The sequence below is a fragment of the Laspinema olomoucense D3b genome, assembly GCF_025370785.1.
Lineage (GTDB): Bacteria > Cyanobacteriota > Cyanobacteriia > Cyanobacteriales > Laspinemataceae > Laspinema > Laspinema olomoucense.
Genome location: NZ_JAMXFA010000017.1, coordinates 92268 through 113692, shown reverse-complemented (window position 1 = coordinate 113692; position 21425 = coordinate 92268). Strand labels below are relative to the sequence as shown.

Below are 21425 nucleotides of genomic sequence, written 5' to 3'. Positions count from 1 at the left end.
AAACCCTAGCCTTCAGCTAAAATATGGAATCAATTGTTAAATTTATTGTTTCTACGCCCCTAGGGTTCACCGTCCGTACCACCGAAAGCTACTGGCAAACACTGCTTATCAAGCATCCCGATATTACCCATTATGAAACTGAAATTCAGCAAACCCTTAATCAACCCGATGCCATTTACCAAAGCCAGCGCGATATTGATGTCTTGCTATTTTATCGCACCCTCAAAGCCAAAAGATGGCTCGTTGCCGTTGCTCGGCGTTTAAATGGAGAGGGTTACTTGATTACAGCTGACCAAACTGATGCAATTAAAACAGGAGCAAAATTATGGCCCAAATAAAAGTCTTTTACGAACCAGAAACCGAACTCTTAACCATTTTTTGGCAATCTCCCCGCCCTAACCAAATTGCTACGGAACTTGGGAATGATATTATCCTTTTCAAAGATGGAGATACCAATGAACCCATTGGCATCGAAGTCTTATCTTATCGCCCTGGAGACGATCGCCTGACTGGCATCTCCCTAGAACTCGGTCAACAAAACCTTATTAAAACCTGAAAAAATCCACTGAACTCAAATCTAAACAAAAATCGTCTTCCTCACGGACGACACCCTAGAAGCGTCCTTAAAAGGCTTTTCCCCCAATCAAGCGAATCTGATATCCGCCATTGAAACCTGGTTAGGGGATAGTGTACATGGGGTTCTCCCTGAAACTTGAGATAAAATTGAGTAGTCCTAATCGAGGAGAAGTTGGGCTGGAGGCGATCGCCGCTATATATTCCAATCCAAATTGGGCAATCAATCCTAATCATTCATCCCTGAATTGCTAAATATCTTGGGGAAATTCTACATCTTCATAAAGCATAGAAATCGGAAAACAAAAGTCAACAGCGGTCAGGTTAATTTCTATTTTCGATGGTTCAGTATTCAGTTCGTCCAATGAGTAAAACGTGAGTTCCCATTTTCCCCGTTCATTGAAACAGTAATAATCAACGCTGATTTTTTCAGCACTAATCAGGACATATTCTTTTAAACTGGGGATGCGGCGATAATGTTTAAATTTATCCCCTCTGTCAAAGGCTTCCGTACCTGGAGAAAGAACTTCTACTAACAAGCAAGGAGAGTAAACAATTTTTCGAGCATTTAGGTCCTGGGAATCGCAAGTTACCATCACATCAGGATAGTGAAAGGGACCGTTTTTAGAAACCCCGAGTTTTGCGTCTGCCATGAAAACTTTACAGCCTTTACCCCGGAGGTGATTTTTCAAGGCAGAGGCTAAGTTAAGGGCGATCGAGTTGTGAGGAAGAGTTCCTCCCGTCATCGCAAATACTTCGCCATTAACATATTCGTATTTAATCGGCTGTTGTTCTTCCCAGTCCAAATACTCTTGGGGAGTCATGCGCGAAAACTGCTGATTTGCTATCATGGCTATTCTCTAATTCATTGAATTCCTAAACTTTAACCCCTGCTGAACCGTGATATTGGAAGTTATAAAATTTTATGTCTTCTGTATCTTGATTGCCTTTAATATTCTTTTTAAAAGCGCATTTGAAGGCAGACCTGAAACTAACTTTTATGATAATTATTCAAGCAATTCTTTCAATAAATTAATCTGGCTAGAAAATGTAAGTTCCCCTTGCTTTTCTTCCTGCTTGGCTACTTGAAGATTCTCATAAATCTGGTCCCGAGACTCTTCACGAAGATACTGCTGTAACAACAGGGAAAGTTCTCTTTTTTCATCGGTAGAAAGACTCTTGATGACATCAACTACATCATTAAATCTCATCATTAACTAAGCCTCATGATGCTGAACCGCCTTTAATGATATCCCATTTTGCTATAAACTAGCCGACACACCCCCACAAAAAAAACGCCTGAGCGAACTCAGACGCATAAAAGGGATGAATTGTCAAGCAGAATTTAGCGTTGCATTCCGGCTGCACCACCGACCACTTCCAGGATTTCCTGGGTGATGGCGGCTTGACGTGCTTTGTTGTAAGTCAAGGTTAATGTATCCATGAGTTCGCTGGCGTTTTCGCTGGCGTTGTTCATGGCAGTCATTCTGGCTGCTAGTTCGCTGGCGGCTGCTTCTTGCAAGGCACGCAATAACTGGTTATTCAGATATAGCGGTAACAAGGCTTCCAGAATTTGAGCCGGGTCTTGCTCGAAAATCATGTCCCGAGGGAAGGCTTCCGGCGCAGCAGTCGTAGCGACTTTTTCGCGTTGGACGTCGAAGGAACCGCCTTTGCTGGTGAGGCGGAAGACTTCATCGTCTGGCACTTCTAAGCCTTGGCGATCGAGGGGTAACAGGGTTTGGACGACGGGTTTGGAACTGATTAAAGACACGAATTTGGTGTAAATCAATTCCACGCGATCGACGCTTTCCGAGAGGAACAACGAGAGCACTTCGTCTGCAATTTCTGAGGCTTCTTTTGCTGTTGGAATCTGTTCTAAGCCGATGTAGGAGGCGTCAATGGGGCAGTTGCGTCGGCTGAAGTATTGATTGGCTTTCCGTCCGACAATCACCAATTTATAATCGAACCCTTCGGCTTGGATTTCTTTAATCCGAGCTTCGGCGCGTTTGATGATGTTGTTATTGTAGCCGCCACACAAACCCCGATCGCCCGTGACAACGAGCAATCCTACGGTACTCACTTCGCGCTGTTTCAACAAGGGCAAGTCCACATCTTCAAACCGCAAACGAGTCTGCAATCCGAACAGGACCTGGGCCAAGCGATCGGCAAAGGGGCGAGTTCCGAGAACTTGTGCTTGTGCGCGTCGCACCTTAGCTGCTGCCACGAGGCGCATGGCTTCGGTGATTTTTTTCGTGTTTTTTACTGACTGGATGCGATCGCGAATCGCCTTTAGATTTGCCATAATCCCAAATCAAGAATCAAGAATTTAAAATTAAACCTAATGCATGAAGAATTGAGAATGAAGAATCTAAGAAACCTTCCATTCTTCATTCCCAATTCTTCTCAAGTGTCGGTCCTACAGAGTAGCCATGAAAGACTGAGTGAATTCGGCGATCGCCTCTTTCAACAAGGTCTCAGCTTCATCGGTCAATTGCTTGCTGCTTTGAACGATTTCGCCGTATTTCGCCTTGCTGGTCCGCATATACTCACGCAGACCTTTGGTAAAGTCGGTGATTTTTTCCACCGGAACTTTATCCAAATAGCCATTAATCCCAGCGTAAATAATCGCAACTTGCTCACTCACGGGCAAGGGCGAATATTGATTTTGTTTTAACAGTTCACGCAGGCGCTGACCCCGGGCCAATTGTTGCTGGGTGGAGGCATCCAAGTCGGAAGCAAACTGAGCAAATGCTTCTAATTCAGCAAACTGAGCTAATTCCAGCTTCACTTTACCGGCCACTTTCTTCATGGCTTTGGTTTGTGCCGCCGAACCCACTCGGGACACGGAAATACCGGCGTTCACTGCCGGACGTAAACCGGAGTTGAACAAGTCAGAAGATAAGAAGATCTGACCATCGGTAATCGAAATCACGTTGGTCGGAATGTAGGCAGAAACGTCACCGGCTTGGGTTTCGATGATGGGTAACGCTGTCATGCTACCTTCGCCCATTTCGGTGCTGAGTTTAGCAGCACGTTCCAATAAGCGAGAGTGGAGGTAAAACACATCCCCAGGATAGGCTTCACGTCCGGGGGGACGACGCAGCAGCAAGGACATTTGACGATAGGCTTGGGCTTGTTTGGACAAGTCATCGTAAATGACCAGGGTGTGCTTGCCTTTATACATGAAGTATTCAGCAATGCTTGCGCCGGTATAAGGGGCGAGGTATTGCAGGGTGGCGGGTTCGTTGGCGTTAGAAGTAACAACCACGGTGTAGTCCATCGCGCCTTTTTCTTGGAGGGTGGCGACGACTTGAGAAACCGTGGAGGCTTTTTGACCGATCGCCACATATACGCAGATCACGTCTTCACCCTTCTGGTTGATGATCGTGTCAACGGCGATCGTGGTTTTCCCGGTTTGACGGTCACCAATGATTAACTCACGTTGTCCCCGTCCGATGGGAATCATGGAGTCAATAGCGGTGATACCCGTTTGCATCGGTTCGTACACAGAACGACGCTCAATGATACCAGGGGCTTGAGATTCCAACAAGCGGCTTTCGGTGGTGTTGATGTCGCCTTTGCCGTCGATGGGACGACCCAAAGCATCCACAACCCGGCCAATCATCGCGTCTCCCACGGGGACCTGAGCGATTTTGCCGGTGGAAGTCACGGAAGATCCTTCTTGGATATCGTGACCGTCACCCATTAACACCGCACCCACGTTATCTTCTTCTAAGTTGAGGGCGATACCAACGGTGCCATCTTGGAATTCTAAAAGTTCGCCGGACATGGCTTTTTCCAAACCATAAATCCGTGCAATTCCGTCTCCAACTTGGAGCACGGTACCCACGTTAGAGACTTTAACGTCTGTATCGTAGGACTCGATTTGCTGGCGAATAATATTGCTAATTTCGTCGGGTCTGATGCTGATCATCTCAGTTTTTGTTAGGGGTTGCTGGGTAGTTTTTTCTGTAGGGTTTAGGGAGGGTCGGTTCCCTAATGATTTTCTGTGGGTTAGCTGTTGCTGCCTAACCGCACACCAATCCGCCGCAGTTGTCCGCGTAAGCTGGCATCGAGGACTTGCGAACCAACTTTAATCACGACACCACCAATTAAGTCAGCATCGATTTTCGTTTCGAGTTCGACTTGTTGCGCGGAGGTAATTTCTTTGACCTTATTCCTAACGCCTTCCTGTTGTGCTTCATTCAACGGTACTGCGGAGGTGACTTCAGCGAGTACGGTTTGATTGAGCTTCCGCAAGAGCATTAGGTAATAGTTAGCAATTCCTTCGATGAAGGGAATGCGTCTGCGATCAATCAGCAACATTAAAAAGTTGCGGGTAAAGGGTTGAACTGAATCCCCTAGAATTTGCCCCAGGGCATTTTTTTTGTCCGATTCTTTGATAATCGGACTGCCAATAAATTGAGCCAAATCGGGAGATTCTTTCAACAAGTTCAAAATCCCTCGCATATCCTCGCCAATTTCTTCTGTGAGGTTATGCTCTTGCGCCAAGGACATCAAGGCTTGCGCGTAAGGTTCAAAAACTTCTGACTGGATGATACTCATCGATTGCCTCCGAGCATCGCAATACTGTTATCAATGAGTTGTTGTTGTTTGCCTTCGTCGAGTTGGCTTTTGAGTTGACTTTCAACTCGTTCTAATGCCATTGTTGCAACTCGTTGGCGTAATTCAGCCATTGCCCGTTCTTTAGCGGCGTTGAGGTCTTGTCCGGCTTCTGCTCTTAAGCGTTCTAAATCTTTTTGAGCTTGGGCGGCAATTTGTTGTCTTTCAACGGTGGCGCGTTCTTGGGCTTGGGCTTTGATGTTTTCAGCTTCAGCTTGAGCTTGGGCTAGTTTCTGCTGTTGGTCCGACAGTTTTGCGGCTGCATCTTTCTGACGTTTTTCAGCTTCTTTAATGGCAGCTTCGATTTTGGCGCGGCGTTCGGTTAGAATGTTTCCTAAAACTTTCCGACCGAAGTAGAACAGTACGCCAATGACGATCGCCAAATTAACAATGTTGGTTTCAAAAAAGTCTAAGTTAAGACCGAAACCTCCTTCTGCTGCTCCTTCTGCATGAGAAGCGAGCAACCAAAAAGTTCCCAGAATCATAAGATCGATAACTTCCTTTACTTAATGCCGTCGTTCGTTAGATTCGTTAGAATGTTTTTACTGTTTAGAGGAAAAGTTTGATATAATGCTTTGCCTCTAATATCCCTCTAACTCTTGACTAAGTTGGTGCCGACGAGTTTTTCGAGAATCTGGCGACTTAAGGCATCGACTTGCTGTTCTAAGGAGCTCATCGCTTCTTGCTTTTGCTGCTCGATTTCTCTTTGAGCTTGCTCTCGTTGAGCTTGACTTTCTCGCTGGGCTTCGGCGATTTGGTCTGCTGCGGTTTTCTGGGCTTCTGCTTGCGCCTGAGCGATAATCTCTTGCGCTTTTTTCCGACTTTGGGCTAGTTCTTGTTCGTACTGCCGTGCCAAGGTTTCTGCTTTTGACAGGCGTTCTTTAGCGCTTTGTTCGCTGGACCGAACATATTCGTTGCGATCGTCGATCGCCTTGCCGAGAGGCTTATAAAAGATCGCGTTTAAAACTACCGCCAAAATTATGAATTGCAGCGCCATGATCGGTAAGGTGGCGTCAAAATCAAATAGCCCACCTTCCTTTGCCGCTGTTTCAGCGGCTAGTAAGATCGTCCATTGAATCATAGTAAATCAGCCGCTATTGCTTTCGGGGGTTGAACGGGATGGAAATTGAAACAACAGCGCCGGTTGTAGAGAGGTGATTTAATAATTTATTTAATCACCCCTCTACCCCTGGCACCGCTTTAATCTTCTTAGGCGAAGGGGTTAGCAAACAGCAACACGAGTGCGACCACCAAGCCGTAAATCGTGAGTGCTTCCATGAATGCCAAGCTCAACAGTAATGTCCCCCGAATTTTTCCTTCTGCTTCTGGTTGACGGGCAATCCCTTCTACTGCTTGTCCTGCGGCATTACCTTGACCGATACCAGGGCCGATCGCAGCCAAACCAACAGCAAGGGCAGCAGCGATAACGGAAGCAGCAGCAATTAATGGATCCATGATTGGTTGTTTCCTTTAGTACAAAATGAACGATGAAAAGAATGAACGAACTCAGATTTTGGCGGTTCGATCGCGCTCAAAATCTAACTATCAAATCCTAATTTTAGTCGTGATGTTCTTCGCCGTGGCCTTCCATCGCTTCACCGATGTAGACCGCCGCTAAAGTGGCGAAAATCAGGGCTTGGATCGCACTGGTGAATAGTCCCAAAATCATCACCGGAAGGGGGATGAATAAGGGCACCAACAACACGAAAACCCCCACCACTAACTCATCTGCCAAGATGTTTCCGAATAGACGGAAACTCAGGGAGAGAGGCTTGGTAAAATCTTCCAGAATGTTGATGGGCAAAAGGATCGGCGTTGGCTGAATGTATTTAGCAAAATACCCCAAACCGCGCTTGCGTAATCCGGCGTAGAAATAAGCCAAAGATGTCAGCAAGGCCAGTGCTACAGTGGTGTTGATATCACTGGTCGGTGCAGCTAATTCGCCGCCCGGAATGTGAATCAGCTTCCAAGGCACCAACGCGCCAGACCAGTTGCTCACAAAGATGAACAGAAATAATGTGCCAACAAAGGGCACCCAAGGCCGATATTCTTTCTCTCCGATTTGGCCTTTGGCTAAGTCTCTAATAAACTCCAGGGCATATTCCATAAAGTTTTGGACGCCACCGGGGATCCGTTGGATGTTCCGAGTAGCTGCCAAGGAGGTGACAATCAGGGATCCCATCACAAACCAGGAGGTTAATAACACCTGACCGTGAAGTTTCAGACCACCAACTTGCCAGTAGAAGTGCTTGCCTACTTCCAATTCGGCGATCGGGAGCGAATTAAAGGCGTTTAAAACCTCTAGCATATCCATTAAGCGGGGTTCCAGAGGGACTGGATGGTTTGCAAAATGCCTTATCCTATTTGGAGTCCGGCAAAAGGGTCGTTTGAAGGACGTAGACGAGGAGCGCGGCTTTATATGTCAGGAAACCCAGAAATATAGGCATCACCTGTAGCTGATCCCACTGAGTTGCTACTATAATCAACCCAATGAACATCGCCAGTCTGCCTTTACTCAGACTTTGTTTCTGATTGCCTAGGCGCTCAACATCTCTTGCCAACATTCTCAAGTAAACCACACCCGTGCACGCCCCGATCAAATAATTCAGGGCAATATTGAGCGAATAATAGAACCAAACCGAGACAAACACGACGGCTGTAATCACAAGGGTAGATACCAACAACTTTTGTTTAAGCTGATGGTACTCATCCATTGAGGAATTTTCCTGCGCTGCGCGAGTCTCGGTAGGATCGAGTTCTCGCTCTGGGGAAGTGGGTTCTTCAGAAGGGTCTGACAAGTTCACTCTTAGTTAACTTATGCCCAGATGGTTACACCTGGACGCTAACAGGCCAAAATGAATAATATCACGCGGCGGTAACATAACTTAAAAAATAATAAATTAATCTAAAACGGGAATTTTTATGGATCCAGTGTGGTTCTTTGTCTTTGGGGGATGGGGAGGCTATATAGCGTTGCTCATGTCTATAAAGGTTTAGCCCTCACCCCAAACCCCTCTCCCAGAACGGGAGAGGGGCTTTAAATCGTACCTCTGACCAATGACATAAGACCAATGACCACTCCCCCTGTTGCCCGCTTATTCCGACTCAAACGATTGACTGTTAAATTTGAGAGTCCGGCAGTTTTCTAGGACAGTGCGCGCGATATCATCGGGGACGCCTTCCGGAATTTCCGCTTCGATTTCCAAGGTGATTTTGACTTTGGCCTTATTTAGAGAGATCAGGTGCTGGATGACCTCCTGGACGATCGCAGGGACATCCCGATTCACCCGCATCGGGTCAATCTCTACATTGCCATAAAATCGCCGCAGAACAGTAGCCGTAATCTCTTCCAACCCTTCACCTTCACCGGGATTGCCATCCCCCGCAGTCCGGGAGGATGACCCATATTCTGAGGTAGGAGACTGGAGAACAGAAGTTTTCGACGGGAGACCCTGGGTTGCTGCGGCATCCAAGCGGTTGACTCTTGCCTCTAAATCAAACTGCTGTTGAGCAATTTCGGGTTTGACCACCAAACTTTGAGGACTGATACTGGGATTAATCCCGGTCCCCGCCTGCAACCCCAGATATTTTCCGGTTTCTTCGTCAAATCCTTCTGCATAGGCAAAGTTATCCGCCCAAACCGTTGAGGTTACCCCATTACTAATCGTTGCCAAAAGAACGGTCGGATTTTTAAATCGGGGTAGATAGAGATATTGGGCGAGATATTCCCAAAGGCGTTTGAGGTCAATGTGGTTTGTTTCCCGCCATAGAAAGCGGTCCAGGGCTTCAAGTCGCAGGTTAGTGGCAGCGTAAATGTCCAGCAAATCCCCTTCATAGACGGCTTTTTTGCTGGCCCGAGCGATTGGGGACTCTGGCCCGGACAATCGTGTTTCTTTCCATTCCAGATCCCCTTTTGGGTCCGGTTGGGTGGGAATCAAGAGCCATTGATAGGTATCCCAGAGGATATTATCAACATCTTTGTTTGTACCATCCCGCTTTGTTTCGGCCTGAGTGCGTTGGAAATTATCTAAATTAAGCGTCTTCTTTTTATCATCGGCCAGGATAGATTCCCACGCTAAATATTGAGCGACATTTTTCTCTAAATTTTCGATTTTCGTTTGATCCGGCGCGAGGAATAGTAGGGTGTTCCGGTAATAGCGAGGACCACTCCCTTTATGGTTGAGGGCATCCTCTACATATTTTCGAGCGGGACTGTCTTTGCTGAGACGAATATGGGGAGAGACGGGAGAGAGAACAACCAGACGGACTCCTAAATTGGGGTCGTCGGGAATGTCCGAGGTGGATTCGGGGGCGACATGGATGGCACTGAATTCTCCTCGATCGCGATCGCCTTTCAACCGTTTAATAATCTCCTCCCAGACCAAATAGCGATCCTCTAAGAACTGACTCCCCCGTTCTTGTGCCGTCCGATTCACGTTGGGTTGAGTGGAAATCCAGTACCGATTCCCATCCAGATACAAATAAGTTCCTTGGTCCGATAATCGCCGTAAGGCATCCCCAAACGTTGCCACGCTTTCCCCCGGTTGGACACAACCGAGCTTGATGCGACGGTCTTCTAAACCCCGATTGGCAGCCCGTAGAGTGGGGGCAGAACCCATGTAAATTGTGCGAGTGACGCGACGGCAGGCGGAGTAACGGCCTAAATTCGGATTCTGGCGGTCCAGGGCCAAGGGCAACGAATTAGGCCCGTCCACATCTTTTTCAATCACGGGAATCCAGTGATCTTCTAGATACCGAGTCAGTTCTGACTGAACCTGGGAATCATCCATTGGGACATGAGCTGGCATAATCAGGAGACTTTGGTCATTGCGTTCCCAGAGGGAGTGAATAACTTTCGCCATCAGACGCAGAACCCCGCGAGTGCGCTGGAATTTATCCAGACTAGACCAGTCGGAGTAGAGGCGTGTAAACAGTTCTGGATGAATGGGATATGCTTCTCGCATCCGGCGTTCATAGTCGCCTTCTTTACATTCTGCCGGGAATTCCTGACTCTGAGTGCGGTAGAGTTCTGCAAAGGCGCGAACCACTGCATCGCGCTGGACAAACAGACTGGTGTCTGAGGTGGGTTGAAAGAGACGCCGCCGGACAATTTCAAAACTTTCGTCAGCGCTTGCGGGTCGCCAGGGAGACTCGACCCGCCCGATCGCATTCTTGAGACGGTCTAGGGCCTCTTTCCCCCGTTCCCCCCCAATTTCAATATCTGAAGAGGGAATACTCACTACCAACAGGGTTTTTTTAGCGTTTTTGGCCGACTCACTCAGGGTTTGGGCAAAGGTGAAGTGAGTATCAAAATCTCCCGCAGGGAGGTCACTTTTATGGTGCAGTTGCCGACCATAGGCGACCCACTCATCAATTAAAATCAATACTGGCGCATAGTGATTAAATAGGTCTTTGAGGGCATCACCGGGATTGGTAGAGGTTTCATCCGCTTCTCGGAGTCTTTCATAGCCCTCTTTCCCCCCCAGTTGCCATGCAATTTCACCCCATAAGGTCCGCACTTGAGTTCCGTCGGATTTGCGATGAATTTGTCCCGGGGAGATTTTGTTGCCGACGAGGACAACGGTTTTAACGTCAGAGGGGGGTTCGTTGATTCCGACTGTCTGGAAGAGGGGTTCTAGTCCGGGTAAGTCTTTAGCAGAAACGCCAAAAAACAGGTGATAGAGGGCTAACATGGCATGGGTTTTTCCCCCACCGAAGTTAGTTTGCAGTTCGATGACCGGATCTCCTCCAGTTCCGCTTAAGCGTAGTAACGCCCCGGTTAGGAGTTGTTTGAGTCCTTCGGTGAGATAGGTGCGTTGGAAGAATTCCGTGGGGAGGCGGTATTCGTCTGAGCCTTCATCGAGATAAACTTGCCAGAGGTCTGCGGCAAATTCGGCTTGTTGGTAGCGACCCGAGGCGACATCGGGATGAGGGGTGGTAATTTCGCGCCAGGGTTTTAATCCGGGTTGGGGTTGTCCTTCTGTGGGGGCGATCGCCGCGCGGCGTGTTTCCCGTCGGGCCTGGTCTTCAAACCGCAGGCGTAACAGTTCTTGTTTCTGCTTTTCCACCATTGCAGCTTCTGGGGCGGAAATAGCCGATAAGAAGCGGGTCATACTATCTAAGGCCCGGTAAGCGTCATCGGTGGAAAAGGTGGTTTTATGCGCCCACTCGTTGCGGGTATCGCGCAATTCGCTGACTAAGCTGCGTTCAGACCGTCCCAGGGTATTGCGAAAGATATTATTCCATTGTTCCCACATGACAATTAGCAAGGCTGAAACATCTTCCTGGAGAACATCTTGGGGATGTTTGTTGCGAACATAACTGTCCGATAAACAAGCGGAAGCGGCGACTACCCAACGGTCTCCATGAATGGCTTTCATCTCCCGTTCAACAAAGGGATAGAGGCCATCTCGGAGTAAGTTTAAAGCTCTGCCGACTCGTTCATGATTGCTAATAGCCATAATGAGTTTATAGGGTATATTTTAGGGTACGAAGGTGCTGGCGGAAGGCTCTTAGTGCGGGACTTCTGCCCTCGGTCAGGGTTTGAGTCAGAACTGCTGTTATCTGGTCTAATAGGGGAAAACCGGGGAAGGTGGGACTGGTCGTAACTTGTTGATATTCTCCGGAGTTTAGGGTATAAATTTTGAGTTCCCCCCGGGCATAAATCCAGAGTTCCGGAACTCCCAGGCTGAGGTAAGCCTCCATCTGCGTCTTAGAGGTGACATCGACTTCAATGGCTAGGTCTGGGGGTGGATCTATGGATAAATCAATGCGGCGTTTTCCGCGCATTTGAGTCTGGTTTTGAATGTAAAAGCATTGATCGGGTTCAATGCCACTTTTCATGGCTGCTTGTTTGAAGGTGGTTGACCCAAAACATTCGCAATCTATTTCTAGTTCTTCTAGTAATATTTTGACGATATCGCTAATAATTTCTTTGTCAATTTCATGTTCTGGAGTTGGCATTCTGATTTCTAAGGTTTCTTGATGATAGGCAATTCTAGCAGCGCGGCTTTCTCCTAGTTCAGTGATGATTTCTTCAAATTGTTCCCAATTTAAGTGATGAATTAACAAGCGCTGACCCCGGGGGATATCGAGTTGTTGGAGTTGTAAGGTGATCATAATTTTGGGTTTTTATTAAGTGAGTGAGTCCCCCTCATCCCCTAACCCCTTCTGCCACCGGGGAAGAAGGGGGACCGGAGGGGACCGGAAAGACGATTTGGTTAAAACAGACTGCCTTGGACGGGTTCAGATTTTTTAGATTCCCTGGCTAATCGGCTGATTTCCGGCCAAGAAATGACTAGACTGTTATAGCCAATTCCCTCCCCTGACCAACCTTTTCTATCACAGAGGTTATAGAGTCGATAGGCTAAATCTCGGGCAATTTCTCCGCCATTTCCGAGTTTGGCGAGGAGTTCCGCTGCACCGATTTCTCCGGTTTGGTCGAGGGCGCGAATCAGGTGTTGGGTGATTTCCCAATGAGGTACGCGATTATCCTGTTCTGGATTCCAATCCGATGGCAGTTCTGACCGTTTCAGTAGGCGGACTTTTCCGGCTTTGGCATTTAAAATTCCCGCTTGTTCTAAGCCTTGAATGCTGGTATTTCTGGCTTTGGAAAGGGTTTCTGCATCACCATATTGTCCTTCATTGAACTGATGCTGTTCAAACCAGGTCAACGCCCAACGGGTATCGCTATCAAATTCTCCTTCTTGTTCGGTGAGATATTCATCTAGGAGTTGATTAATCAGTTGTAAAGCTGTGCGAACTCGCATGGGGGAACCATCATTTTCGAGGACGGCAGCGTATTGGGAGTAGACTGCCATCCCGGGTCCGATACTGGCTTGGGCCAAGTCTACCGGGGCGATATTGCCTTGTTGGAGGGTTTTTAGGGCTTTGGGGAGTTCTTTTTTTAGTTCGCTGAGGAATTGGCGTCGGGTGATTTTGGGGGCAGTTTCTGGACGAGGGCGGCAGACGAGGACGATGGAGGAAGCGAGGGCGTTTGAACCTTGTCCACGCATTCGGTTACTTAATTCAGTTCGCAAGGGCCAAGTGCCACCAATGCTAAAGTTGGCCTGCATTAACCCTTCTAAAATGGTTTCCCACCCTGTCGAAGCAACGTTTTCGTTATCATCAGTTTCAGTTTGTTTGAGGGCGTAATAAACTGTAACTGGGTAATCATGATGGTTGAGATTATTGATGCGATAAAATACTTTTATTAAGCTAGATTCAAAAAAATCTTTTGCTTTTTGCTTGCTACCGTGGCGAAAGTTATCAGCTACCATTTCTGGAGATTTTGGCGCTAATAGGGTGCTGCAAATGTCCGGATAAATGGCACTCACACATGGACGCAGCCATGTATAGAAAAAATCCGATAAATCGGCGTAAGGTACAGCATCATAGTAGGGTGGATCGGTTGATACTATTTTAGGTTGTGAGTCATTTTCATGAATCGCAGTTGCATCATGCTGTAATACCTTTCCGTTTATTTCCGTCCTTGCATTTTCAAGGACTCTTAATACCCAATCAATTGAACCATTTATATTTCCGCTAGATTGACTTAAGGGATTAGCTTCTGTAAAATCCCATGACATAGGAATTGCTTGTCTTGTAAATAAGTGTCCAATACTTTCTCGATTGATATGCCATGTACATATATTATTGTTGTAATCAGCTATTTTATCAATAGCAAAAGCAATATAAACCGCTATTGCCTCACTATAAGCCCTCGCCCCAGTACCGCCATCATTCAACAGCACATTATCATCCGATAACCCCGCAGCAACTGCATCTTGAAATGCCTTTTCTTTCACTTCACTCACTAAGTCACTAAAAGTAGTTAAAGCCACTAATTGACGAGAGGTGAATAAATCAGCATATTTTGTCATGCCGTAAATAACAGGAGTCATGTGGCGAGAATTATTAACCAACTCACTCTCTGGCTTCCATTTGGGTTGAGCAGAATTAGCAATTTGTTCCTGTTCATCGGTGGGCGATAAATAAATTCGGCCCTTGTTTCCTTCTGCTACAATAGCCATTAACTGCGCGCCAATACGCCCCCCACAACCTTCAGAACGCACATAGTCCAACCCCACAGGCGTTCCACAAGCTAGACAAACTGCCCCCTTGCGGCTTACCGTCTCATCTGGTGCTTCCCCCTTTCCAGTTTTTACCTCAAACTGTATCCGTGGCGGAGTCTGTTCCCGGTCAATTTGCGGCTGAACCCAAGCCTCTTTCCCCTTCTTCGTGGAAATCTGAAAACTTTTCACCAAGGGCATTTGACAACCACAAGCCGGGTTAGGACATTTCACTGTCCGCGCCCATAACCAAGCAATCACCGTCGCTTCAGCGTCCTCCCCATACTCTTTCGGTAATGCCACCTTGGGATATAAATGCCCAATCCGTTGGAAGGCTTCCTCCCGCATCCACTGCCCGTAATAGCGCACATCTGCGGCTAATCCTTGAGCACCTTTCCAGAAATTCATCCCCTTTTTCTGCCGATTCTCTGGATTAATCGGAGGCAAATCTTTAAATTTCGGGGGAATTTCAATTAAGGCTTTATTAATTAATACCGCAACCGGATTCAAATCACTGGCATGAGCTTCTAATCCTAACCGTTGTGCCTCTAAAGGAATTGACCCACCCCCGGCAAACGGGTCATAAGCTGGCGGTGCATATTTAGCAATATAATCCCGCACCGCATCCGGTTGAGTGGGCGGTTCCTCTCCCCGGTCCCAAGCTAAACATCGGGCAATTTCTTTTTGGGCTTCATCAATGATTGCCGGGTTTTTGATATCATCCCAAGACACTAAACCCCGGACAACTTGTTTATGATTGCCTTTTTTATCGGTCTCAATGGTGATTCGCCCCAAAATATCAAATAAGCGCTCCCGTTCTCGTTTTTGGTCTTCTTCTGTGGGGAATTTATCCGGCCAACTGGAGGGGTCATCCACCAAAGAAGACCACAAAACTGCTCGACAAGCCGCTAAAGGACGCCGCGCCCACCACAAATGCAGGGTTGAAGGATGCCCATGCCGAATCGATTTTTCTCGGGCAGATTCAGCATTAATCGCTTCCAGGGGGAGGGCAACTTCAATCAGTTTTTTTCGCATTGTTAAGGGTGAGGATGATAAATTTTACTTGAGGAATTAGAGGGTGAAAATTAACAATTGGTGTTGATGATTCACGCCCAGCTAAATCAGGAACGCGAATGGGCGATCGCAGCCCCAACATCAGGCGGCCCAGAACGGGAGAGGAGGGAGGGTCTGGGTGAAGCGGTTGCCACCCCAGAATCTCTCCGGCATCAAAGGGCAAATCGGTTATTTCTATTGTACCATCTTCGGTCATGGGCAATGAAAAATTCGCATAAATATCAAATTCAGAATTGGCTTAATGGGATTGCAAAATACAAATTATCTTAACGTTCGTAGTGACTCCTTCAGGAGTCATCTTTAAAGAAACCCCTAAAGGGGTTACTACAAACGTTTTACGAGTTTTATTTTTTGGAGTTCCCTAACCTGTTCGGGGATTACGCGGTATTCCGACCCGATGGAGCAAATCAGTCCAAGTGATTTTGCATTGAGATAAAGCATCTTTAGGCAGAGTTCTAATTAAGACGGGATGGGATTTAATCTCTATTTTCAAGTTAAGCTCTCCCCGCCTAAACTGTCTTGTATTACCGGGCGCAATCACCACTCCAATGATTTTATACTGTTCAGGATTTGGGTAAACTTCTGTTAAAACATTAGACTGGTCAATGACGAACAACTGATTGATAAGTTGTTCAATACATTGACGTAATTGCTCAAATTTTTGGTCTTCATGTTCTTCCTTGACGATGACATGGCGCAGTTCAATGATAATTAGATAACAATCACCCTGATGAGAACCAATCAGCAGATAATCGGAGCGTTTTCCTTCCCAATTCTGCTGTTGTGCGGCATAGTCGGCATATTGTTCCAGTTCACAAGCGGCTAGGGGATAATCATCGGCTTCCAAAATTACCCAGTATTTAAGGGTTTTATTCTTATTTGAGATGGATTCATGAAGTAACACCTGAGCAGGAGCATTTAAAACCAAGCAAAAGTCATCAAAACTGGTGGGAGAATTGGGGATTTCAATGGTAGGAATATCGGGTAAATCCTCTCCCGTACAATCCAATGGCATGACGGTTTATCCCCACAAAACCTGATAGGATTGAATCTGGTTATACTGAATTTCCAGATTACCCAAAACACTGGAGAGTTTGCTTTCATCCAACTCCCCCGATTCGGGGTCACAAATTGAAATGGCTGTGCCATCGCAAAATAAATAAGCAGATAATTGATTGGGGGAGAGTCTAAAAGAAGAATCGGGAATATTCTCGAAATTTTTATCCGGCAAAGTTTGAGCCGCCAACACTAAATTATTCACGACATATAAAACAAACAGGGAGTGGGTGGTAATGACCAGTCTAAATCCTTTATTGCATAAGTAAGCTAATAATTTAGTAATAGCGACTTGAGCAGCAGGATGGAGGTGGGTTTCCGGTTCTTCAATATGGATGAACAGAGGGCGTTGTGGTGCTTCCCATCCAAACATCGCTTGAGCAATAGAAACCATCGGCCAGGTTTCCATTTGTCCCGAGGATGCCATTTCTATTTCAATGGGCCGATCGCTTTCATCCGGCATCCATTGCCATCTCCGAGCATAAGGCCCTTTCCGAGAAAAAACTGCATGACCCCGTAACTCAGAGGTAATAATGTTGTCAATCTCACTCACCTCCACTGGCTTTTTATCCGAATCTTCTTGCCATTTTTGGTGCGTATCTGCTGCCTTAAATAAAAACCTCGTAAATTCCCGCATCGTAATCGGTAATTCAGATCCACCTAAAGACTGGGGGTCTGAATTAATTAATCGAGAAAAAAATGACCGTTCGGCTGGAACGAATAAGGCATTAGATTCAATATTCCCTGCCCCGGAGGGATTATCGGCTATGGTCGTCAACCAGGATTTAATCTGCTGATTAAAATGGCTGGTGGGCCTAATTTTCCGATTAGATTGATAGCCGGTGATTTTCCAGTCATATTCTTCTTGATGGGGGGCGGATCTAGAATACTCAATGTCCACACTCTTGCCCATAATAAAAGAAGAAAAAGCTCTTTGGCTCTTTTCTCCAGAGCGAATTCCTTCAATAACTTTTCTGACACTAATTTCCGGACCTGCTTGTTTGGAATGGGTGGAAATCAAGTAATGAGCATCCCGAAAAAAATATAACAATTGACTGACCAGGGATTTACCCGTTCCTTGTGGCCCAATAAAAACAGTCAAAGGAGCAATATCTAAAGTAAGGGGAGTCTCTATTGCTTTCAGGGGTCCTAAATGCCCGCTAATTTTAATACTCTCGCGATAGTTAGGGGTTGCCATGATTTGCTCCAAATTTAGTTAAGTAATCCAGGCTATCTTGTCCTCGATTCCATAGTTCTTTCCACTCGTAGTTGACACTGCAAACGCCAAAATCTGGTTCCCGTTGAAAAGGCTGGTGGACATAGCGCAGGATACAGTCTTTGGGGGTCACCGGATTGCTGGCTGTCCCCTCGGGTCCATCGGGGTCTAGGGGAACCTGAACCAGGGCCAGAACATAGTGATCCGGCTGATTGAGGGCGGTGATGACTTCATTTTTGGTGACAGTAACGGTATCTGCTGTTTCTATCCTGCCTTTGACTTCGACAAAGCGCAAATGTCCGGTTTCAGGGTTGCGGGATTCGATGTCATAGCCGCACTTAGAAGCGCTGACATCCCGGGGTTGATAGCCTAATGCCTGTTCTGCGGCCATTACCGTTGCCATTGCCATCAGTTCTACCCGCTTGGTTTCTCGGGCAAAGGGGGTGGGGGTGGATGCTTTAATTCCTTGCAGGCGTTGCAATAAACCAATGGGAATGACCAGGGCCCCACCCACGACTACGGGAGGCAAGGGAGAGAGTTTGCGTTCCTGTTCCAGTTCAGTCAGGCGTTTCTGGAGTCGGGCGGCGAGGTCATCGGCACGCTGTTGGGCCTTGGCGGAGTTGAGTTTCGCGTTGGGTTTGCCTGCCTGTTCCTGTACCCGGAGGTCGGTGGCGCGGTGGTCCCAGTAGTTAATTTCTTTAAGCAGTCGGTCTTTGACGGCGCGGACGGTTTTATCAATCAGGTCTTTTTGGCGAGTGCGGATTTCCTGGAGATGTTGGGGGACGAGGTGGGCGATCGCATAACTGGTGGCCTGATTTTCAATATCATGGCGCAGTCCCAAACCGGCGATCGCTCCTTCTACTAGGGATGTTTCGGCTTCGGTTAAGGGTCGATAATCTAAATAAGGGGCATAGCCTGCATTTTGAGGTGGCCCGCTACTTTCAATCTCCACATACTGCATCCGGCGAGAAACCACGCGCCGCCGTCCATCTTTATCTGTACGGGCGTCCTGGATGGAATGTTCAAGGTAAATTAATGCCCGCACTTCTTCCCCAAAATCCGTTTCATCCACGAGAATCGCCCCCTGTCTGAGCAAGTCTCGATGCCGTTCTAAAGTCAAGTCTAGGGTGACATCCAGGAGGGGATGTCCCGGACAAACAAAATCAGCTAAGGGTTTTCCGGGAACGCTAATCAGGTCTTTCTCAAAGCAAATTCGCTCATAGCGCAGCAGAATCGGTTCTCTAATCCCAATCAGGCGATCGCGATTGCGAAGGGTTGCCGGAACGTTGGTAATCTCATAGCGCTGGGGTTCGCGCTGTCGAATGGTTCCCCCTAAGCGTTGGAAGGCTTCTAAGAAAAAAGATGCGATAAAATGGGGCTGGATTTTCCGCGCTTGCGCCCGTTCCATATCTTCGCGAATCTGTTGGACTCGGGTCGCATCCATGATATCTCGGGCTAGGGCACGTTCTTCTAGTAACTCTTGTAAGCGCACTCGATCTAGGCGATCGGCAACGAATTGGTTAAGTTTGGCCTTGATATCCGGGCGATCGCCGTAGCGAATGGCTTCAATCAGCAGTTCTCGCAGTTCTTTCCCGGCGATCGCTTTCCCCAGCACATCAAAAACTTTACCCCCCAGGGCTTTTTGCTCAATCTCCAGTTTCCGCAGCAGGGACAAATAAACATCCCCCTCCCGGGTTTCCCCCGCTACCAAATTCCAGAGATGACAAACCTCGGTTTGCCCGATCCGGTGAATCCGTCCAAACCGCTGTTCTAAGCGATTCGGGTTCCAAGGCAGGTCATAATTTACCATCAGATGCGATCGTTGCAGGTTAATCCCTTCCCCTGCGGCATCGGTGGCAACCAGGACCTCTACGGTGACATCCTGTTTAAACGATTCTTCCGCTTTCTTGCGTTCCTCTCGTCCCATCCCGCCATGAATGGTCACCACAGCTTCTGAACGTCCGAGAAGGGTGCGGATCCGTTCGGTTAAGTAGTTTAAGCTGTCCCGATGTTCGGTAAAAATCACCAGTTTGCGCCGATGACCCCCGGCATCAAACATTTCAGCACGGTTTTGCAGGATTTTGGAGAGTTCTTCCCATTTGCGATCCTTGCCACTGCGTCTGACTTTCAGGGCGAGTTTTTCCAGTTCTTCCAAGCACTGGATTTCCGTTTGCAATTCGGCGATCGTCCGCGCAGCAGTAGCTAAATCTACGACTTCTTCTTCCGTTGCTTCCCGTTCGTCGCTGTTTGACTCTTCAAAATCATCGTCCCAATCTTCTGGGTTAACGATTACATTGAGTTCGAGTTCAGCGCTGAGTCCTCGTTTGATAATCTCTTCTTCTCGCAGGCGTTTTTGGAGGCGAGTTCGTCGTCTTTGCAGAGATTGATAAATCGCTTCTGGGGATGAGGCAAGGCGACGTTGCAAAATGGTCAAAGCAAATCCCACGGTCCCCCGGCGTCCATCATTCATGAGGGCTTCAGCGCGGTTAAATTCATCCTTTACATAGTCGGTGACTTGTTTGTAGAGGACTGCCTCTAAGTCAGAGAGGGCATATTCGACGGTATGAGCGCGACGTTCGGGGAAGAGGGGTTTACTATCAAATTTGAGGAGGTCCTCTTTGACTAACCGGCGGATTAAATCGGAAGTATCGCAGACATGGACTCCATCTCGGAACCGTCCTTCAAAGCGATCGCCATCCAAAAGCGCCAAAAAAAGCTGAAAATCCTCTTCCTTCCCATTGTGAGGTGTCGCTGTCATCAGTAGGAAATGACGAGTTAGGGTAGAAAGCAGCTTACCGAGTTTGTAGCGCTTGGTTTCGCGAACTTCTCCCCCAAAAAATGAGGCAGACATCTTATGTGCCTCATCCACCACCACTAAATCCCAATCAGTTTGACTCAGTTTTCCTTGCAAATCATCATTGCGGCTGAGTTTATCTAACCGGGCAATCAGCAGGGGCATTTCTGTAAAAGCGTTCCCAGTACGGGCAGATTCAATGCGGTCATTGGTCAAAATCTCGAACGGCAGATGAAATTTTTGAAACAACTCATCTTGCCATTGCACTGCCAAACTCCCAGGACAAACAATCAAGCAGTGTTGCAAATCCCCTCTAATCAGCAATTCTCTAATCAATAACCCCGCCATAATGGTTTTTCCAGCCCCAGGGTCATCCGCTAACAGGAATCGTAGGGGTTGTCGGGTCAACATATCCTCATAAACTGCGGAAATTTGGTGGGGAAGCGGTTCTACCAGAGAGGTATGGACAGCAAGCAGGGGGTCGAATAAATGAGCCAAGCGAATCCGATGGGCTTCAGAAACCAGGCGCAGGAGCGCACCATTCCCATCGAAACTCCAGGGTTGCCCTTCTGTAACGATTTCCAGGGTGGATTCATCATCTCTGTACAGAATCTGGGTATGAGGCTGTCCACTTGCATCTTTGTAAATGATCTCAACCACATCACTCCCATGCCACTTGCTGTCAATGACGGTGATGTTTTGATGGGGTAGGATACCTTTAACGGTTGTCCCACGAGTCAGGTCTTCCAGTTGAGCCATAAGCTATGCAGTTTTAGGATGAGACGGACTGGAGTTCAGTCAAGCGGCTTGGATGTGCAACGGGATTGCGCCTATCCCAGCGTACTCCTTGATTCAAAATAAATCCAGGGGTTTGTTTTGATAGAAACTATAGCAATTGTCAATTGTCAATTGTCATTTGTTGTTTCCTGGTGACTCGCTTAAGCTTTCGTCACGAGGACCAGGCTACTAGACAGGCGGCAGAGGCGCGCAGGGTGAGTGACTCGCTTAAGCTTTCGTC

Annotated in this window: 20 protein-coding genes; 3 read left to right on the top strand and 17 right to left on the bottom strand. The window is 47.4% G+C overall.

Annotation, left to right across the window (positions count from 1 at the left end; genetic code table 11):
- The first annotated feature begins 23 nt into the window (after positions 1–23).
- From NG792_RS14620 to NG792_RS29150, 3 genes are read left to right on the top strand one after another with little or no spacing between them, the layout of a single operon-like run.
- Complete coding sequence (locus NG792_RS14620; RefSeq protein ID WP_261198399.1) at positions 24–338, top strand: hypothetical protein; 315 nt, start codon at positions 24–26, stop codon at positions 336–338.
- On the top strand, positions 326–556 hold the full coding sequence (locus NG792_RS14615) for a hypothetical protein (RefSeq protein ID WP_261198398.1): 231 nt from the start codon (positions 326–328) through the stop codon (positions 554–556). The genes NG792_RS14620 and NG792_RS14615 overlap by 13 nt, the downstream gene beginning before the upstream one ends.
- Before the next feature lie 31 nt (positions 557–587).
- Entirely contained in the window at positions 588–716 is a 129-nt protein-coding gene (locus NG792_RS29150; RefSeq protein WP_435387578.1) for an NACHT C-terminal alpha/beta 1 domain-containing protein, read from the top strand.
- Positions 717–824: 108 nt separating this feature from the next.
- Here the strand turns inward: NG792_RS29150 and NG792_RS14610 are convergent, their stop codons facing one another.
- The 17 genes from NG792_RS14610 to NG792_RS14530 all read right to left on the bottom strand — a co-directional run bounded on the left by NG792_RS14610 (position 825) and on the right by NG792_RS14530 (position 21166).
- Positions 825–1424, bottom strand: a complete 600-nt coding sequence (locus NG792_RS14610) for a Uma2 family endonuclease (protein ID WP_261235856.1) — start codon at positions 1422–1424, stop codon at positions 825–827.
- 156 nt (positions 1425–1580) lie between these two features.
- Positions 1581–1787, bottom strand: coding sequence for a hypothetical protein (locus NG792_RS14605; protein ID WP_261235855.1), 207 nt, complete (start codon positions 1785–1787; stop codon positions 1581–1583).
- A gap of 131 nt (positions 1788–1918) precedes the next feature.
- The gene (locus tag NG792_RS14600) at positions 1919–2875 is read right to left on the bottom strand and encodes a F0F1 ATP synthase subunit gamma (protein ID WP_261235854.1); all 957 of its coding nucleotides are present in this window, start codon (positions 2873–2875) and stop codon (positions 1919–1921) included.
- 114 nt (positions 2876–2989) lie between these two features.
- Positions 2990–4507: a F0F1 ATP synthase subunit alpha gene (gene atpA / locus NG792_RS14595; protein ID WP_261198393.1), complete on the bottom strand. Its 1518-nt coding sequence runs from the start codon at positions 4505–4507 to the stop codon at positions 2990–2992.
- A gap of 80 nt (positions 4508–4587) precedes the next feature.
- Positions 4588–5139: an ATP synthase F1 subunit delta gene (gene atpH / locus NG792_RS14590; RefSeq protein ID WP_261198392.1), complete on the bottom strand. Its 552-nt coding sequence runs from the start codon at positions 5137–5139 to the stop codon at positions 4588–4590.
- Positions 5136–5681: a F0F1 ATP synthase subunit B gene (locus NG792_RS14585; RefSeq protein WP_261198391.1), complete on the bottom strand. Its 546-nt coding sequence runs from the start codon at positions 5679–5681 to the stop codon at positions 5136–5138. The genes atpH and NG792_RS14585 overlap by 4 nt, the downstream gene beginning before the upstream one ends.
- A gap of 107 nt (positions 5682–5788) precedes the next feature.
- Positions 5789–6277, bottom strand: coding sequence for a F0F1 ATP synthase subunit B' (locus NG792_RS14580; RefSeq protein ID WP_261198390.1), 489 nt, complete (start codon positions 6275–6277; stop codon positions 5789–5791).
- Between the two features lie 128 nt (positions 6278–6405).
- A complete protein-coding gene (gene atpE, locus NG792_RS14575; protein ID WP_015147562.1) occupies positions 6406–6651 on the bottom strand; it encodes an ATP synthase F0 subunit C in 246 nt (81 codons plus the stop codon).
- A 103-nt stretch (positions 6652–6754) separates the two neighbouring features.
- A complete protein-coding gene (gene atpB, locus NG792_RS14570) occupies positions 6755–7510 on the bottom strand; it encodes a F0F1 ATP synthase subunit A (RefSeq protein WP_261198389.1) in 756 nt (251 codons plus the stop codon).
- A gap of 46 nt (positions 7511–7556) precedes the next feature.
- A complete protein-coding gene (locus NG792_RS14565) occupies positions 7557–7994 on the bottom strand; it encodes an ATP synthase subunit I (protein ID WP_263011651.1) in 438 nt (145 codons plus the stop codon).
- Between the two features lie 297 nt (positions 7995–8291).
- On the bottom strand, positions 8292–11657 hold the full coding sequence (locus tag NG792_RS14560) for a Swt1 family HEPN domain-containing protein (protein WP_261235853.1): 3366 nt from the start codon (positions 11655–11657) through the stop codon (positions 8292–8294).
- A gap of 7 nt (positions 11658–11664) precedes the next feature.
- Positions 11665–12315 carry a Uma2 family endonuclease gene (locus NG792_RS14555; RefSeq protein WP_261235852.1) on the bottom strand — a complete coding sequence of 217 codons (651 nt, stop codon included), beginning with the start codon at positions 12313–12315 and terminating at the stop codon, positions 11665–11667.
- 101 nt (positions 12316–12416) lie between these two features.
- The gene (locus tag NG792_RS14550; RefSeq protein ID WP_261235851.1) at positions 12417–15302 is read right to left on the bottom strand and encodes a DUF1156 domain-containing protein; all 2886 of its coding nucleotides are present in this window, start codon (positions 15300–15302) and stop codon (positions 12417–12419) included.
- The gene (locus NG792_RS14545; RefSeq protein WP_261198384.1) at positions 15283–15537 is read right to left on the bottom strand and encodes a hypothetical protein; all 255 of its coding nucleotides are present in this window, start codon (positions 15535–15537) and stop codon (positions 15283–15285) included. The genes NG792_RS14550 and NG792_RS14545 overlap by 20 nt, the downstream gene beginning before the upstream one ends.
- 165 nt (positions 15538–15702) lie before the next feature.
- Positions 15703–16356 (bottom strand): hypothetical protein, encoded by a 654-nt coding sequence (locus NG792_RS14540; protein WP_261235850.1) that lies wholly within the window; start codon positions 16354–16356, stop codon positions 15703–15705.
- 6 nt (positions 16357–16362) lie between these two features.
- The gene (locus NG792_RS14535; RefSeq protein WP_261198382.1) at positions 16363–17595 is read right to left on the bottom strand and encodes an AAA family ATPase; all 1233 of its coding nucleotides are present in this window, start codon (positions 17593–17595) and stop codon (positions 16363–16365) included.
- Positions 17582–21166: a helicase-related protein gene (locus NG792_RS14530; RefSeq protein ID WP_261235849.1), complete on the bottom strand. Its 3585-nt coding sequence runs from the start codon at positions 21164–21166 to the stop codon at positions 17582–17584. The genes NG792_RS14535 and NG792_RS14530 overlap by 14 nt, the downstream gene beginning before the upstream one ends.
- Between the last annotated feature and the right edge of the window lie 259 nt (positions 21167–21425).

Bases quoted from the DNA above. Each gene is read 5' to 3' on its own strand.
- NG792_RS14620 (WP_261198399.1), top strand. From the start codon at position 24: ATGGAATCAATTGTTAAATTTATTGTTTCTACGCCCCTAGGGTTCACC.
- NG792_RS14615 (WP_261198398.1), top strand. From the start codon at position 326: ATGGCCCAAATAAAAGTCTTTTACGAACCAGAAACCGAACTCTTAACC.
- NG792_RS14610 (WP_261235856.1), bottom strand. From the start codon at position 1,424: ATGATAGCAAATCAGCAGTTTTCGCGCATGACTCCCCAAGAGTATTTG.
- NG792_RS14605 (WP_261235855.1), bottom strand. From the start codon at position 1,787: ATGATGAGATTTAATGATGTAGTTGATGTCATCAAGAGTCTTTCTACC.
- NG792_RS14600 (WP_261235854.1), bottom strand. From the start codon at position 2,875: ATGGCAAATCTAAAGGCGATTCGCGATCGCATCCAGTCAGTAAAAAAC.
- atpA (WP_261198393.1), bottom strand. From the start codon at position 4,507: ATGATCAGCATCAGACCCGACGAAATTAGCAATATTATTCGCCAGCAA.
- atpH (WP_261198392.1), bottom strand. From the start codon at position 5,139: ATGAGTATCATCCAGTCAGAAGTTTTTGAACCTTACGCGCAAGCCTTG.
- NG792_RS14585 (WP_261198391.1), bottom strand. From the start codon at position 5,681: ATGATTCTGGGAACTTTTTGGTTGCTCGCTTCTCATGCAGAAGGAGCA.
- NG792_RS14580 (WP_261198390.1), bottom strand. From the start codon at position 6,277: ATGATTCAATGGACGATCTTACTAGCCGCTGAAACAGCGGCAAAGGAA.
- atpE (WP_015147562.1), bottom strand. From the start codon at position 6,651: ATGGATCCATTAATTGCTGCTGCTTCCGTTATCGCTGCTGCCCTTGCT.
- atpB (WP_261198389.1), bottom strand. From the start codon at position 7,510: ATGGATATGCTAGAGGTTTTAAACGCCTTTAATTCGCTCCCGATCGCC.
- NG792_RS14560 (WP_261235853.1), bottom strand. From the start codon at position 11,657: ATGGCTATTAGCAATCATGAACGAGTCGGCAGAGCTTTAAACTTACTC.
- NG792_RS14555 (WP_261235852.1), bottom strand. From the start codon at position 12,315: ATGATCACCTTACAACTCCAACAACTCGATATCCCCCGGGGTCAGCGC.
- NG792_RS14550 (WP_261235851.1), bottom strand. From the start codon at position 15,302: ATGCGAAAAAAACTGATTGAAGTTGCCCTCCCCCTGGAAGCGATTAAT.
- NG792_RS14545 (WP_261198384.1), bottom strand. From the start codon at position 15,537: ATGACCGAAGATGGTACAATAGAAATAACCGATTTGCCCTTTGATGCC.
- NG792_RS14540 (WP_261235850.1), bottom strand. From the start codon at position 16,356: ATGCCATTGGATTGTACGGGAGAGGATTTACCCGATATTCCTACCATT.
- NG792_RS14535 (WP_261198382.1), bottom strand. From the start codon at position 17,595: ATGGCAACCCCTAACTATCGCGAGAGTATTAAAATTAGCGGGCATTTA.
- NG792_RS14530 (WP_261235849.1), bottom strand. From the start codon at position 21,166: ATGGCTCAACTGGAAGACCTGACTCGTGGGACAACCGTTAAAGGTATC.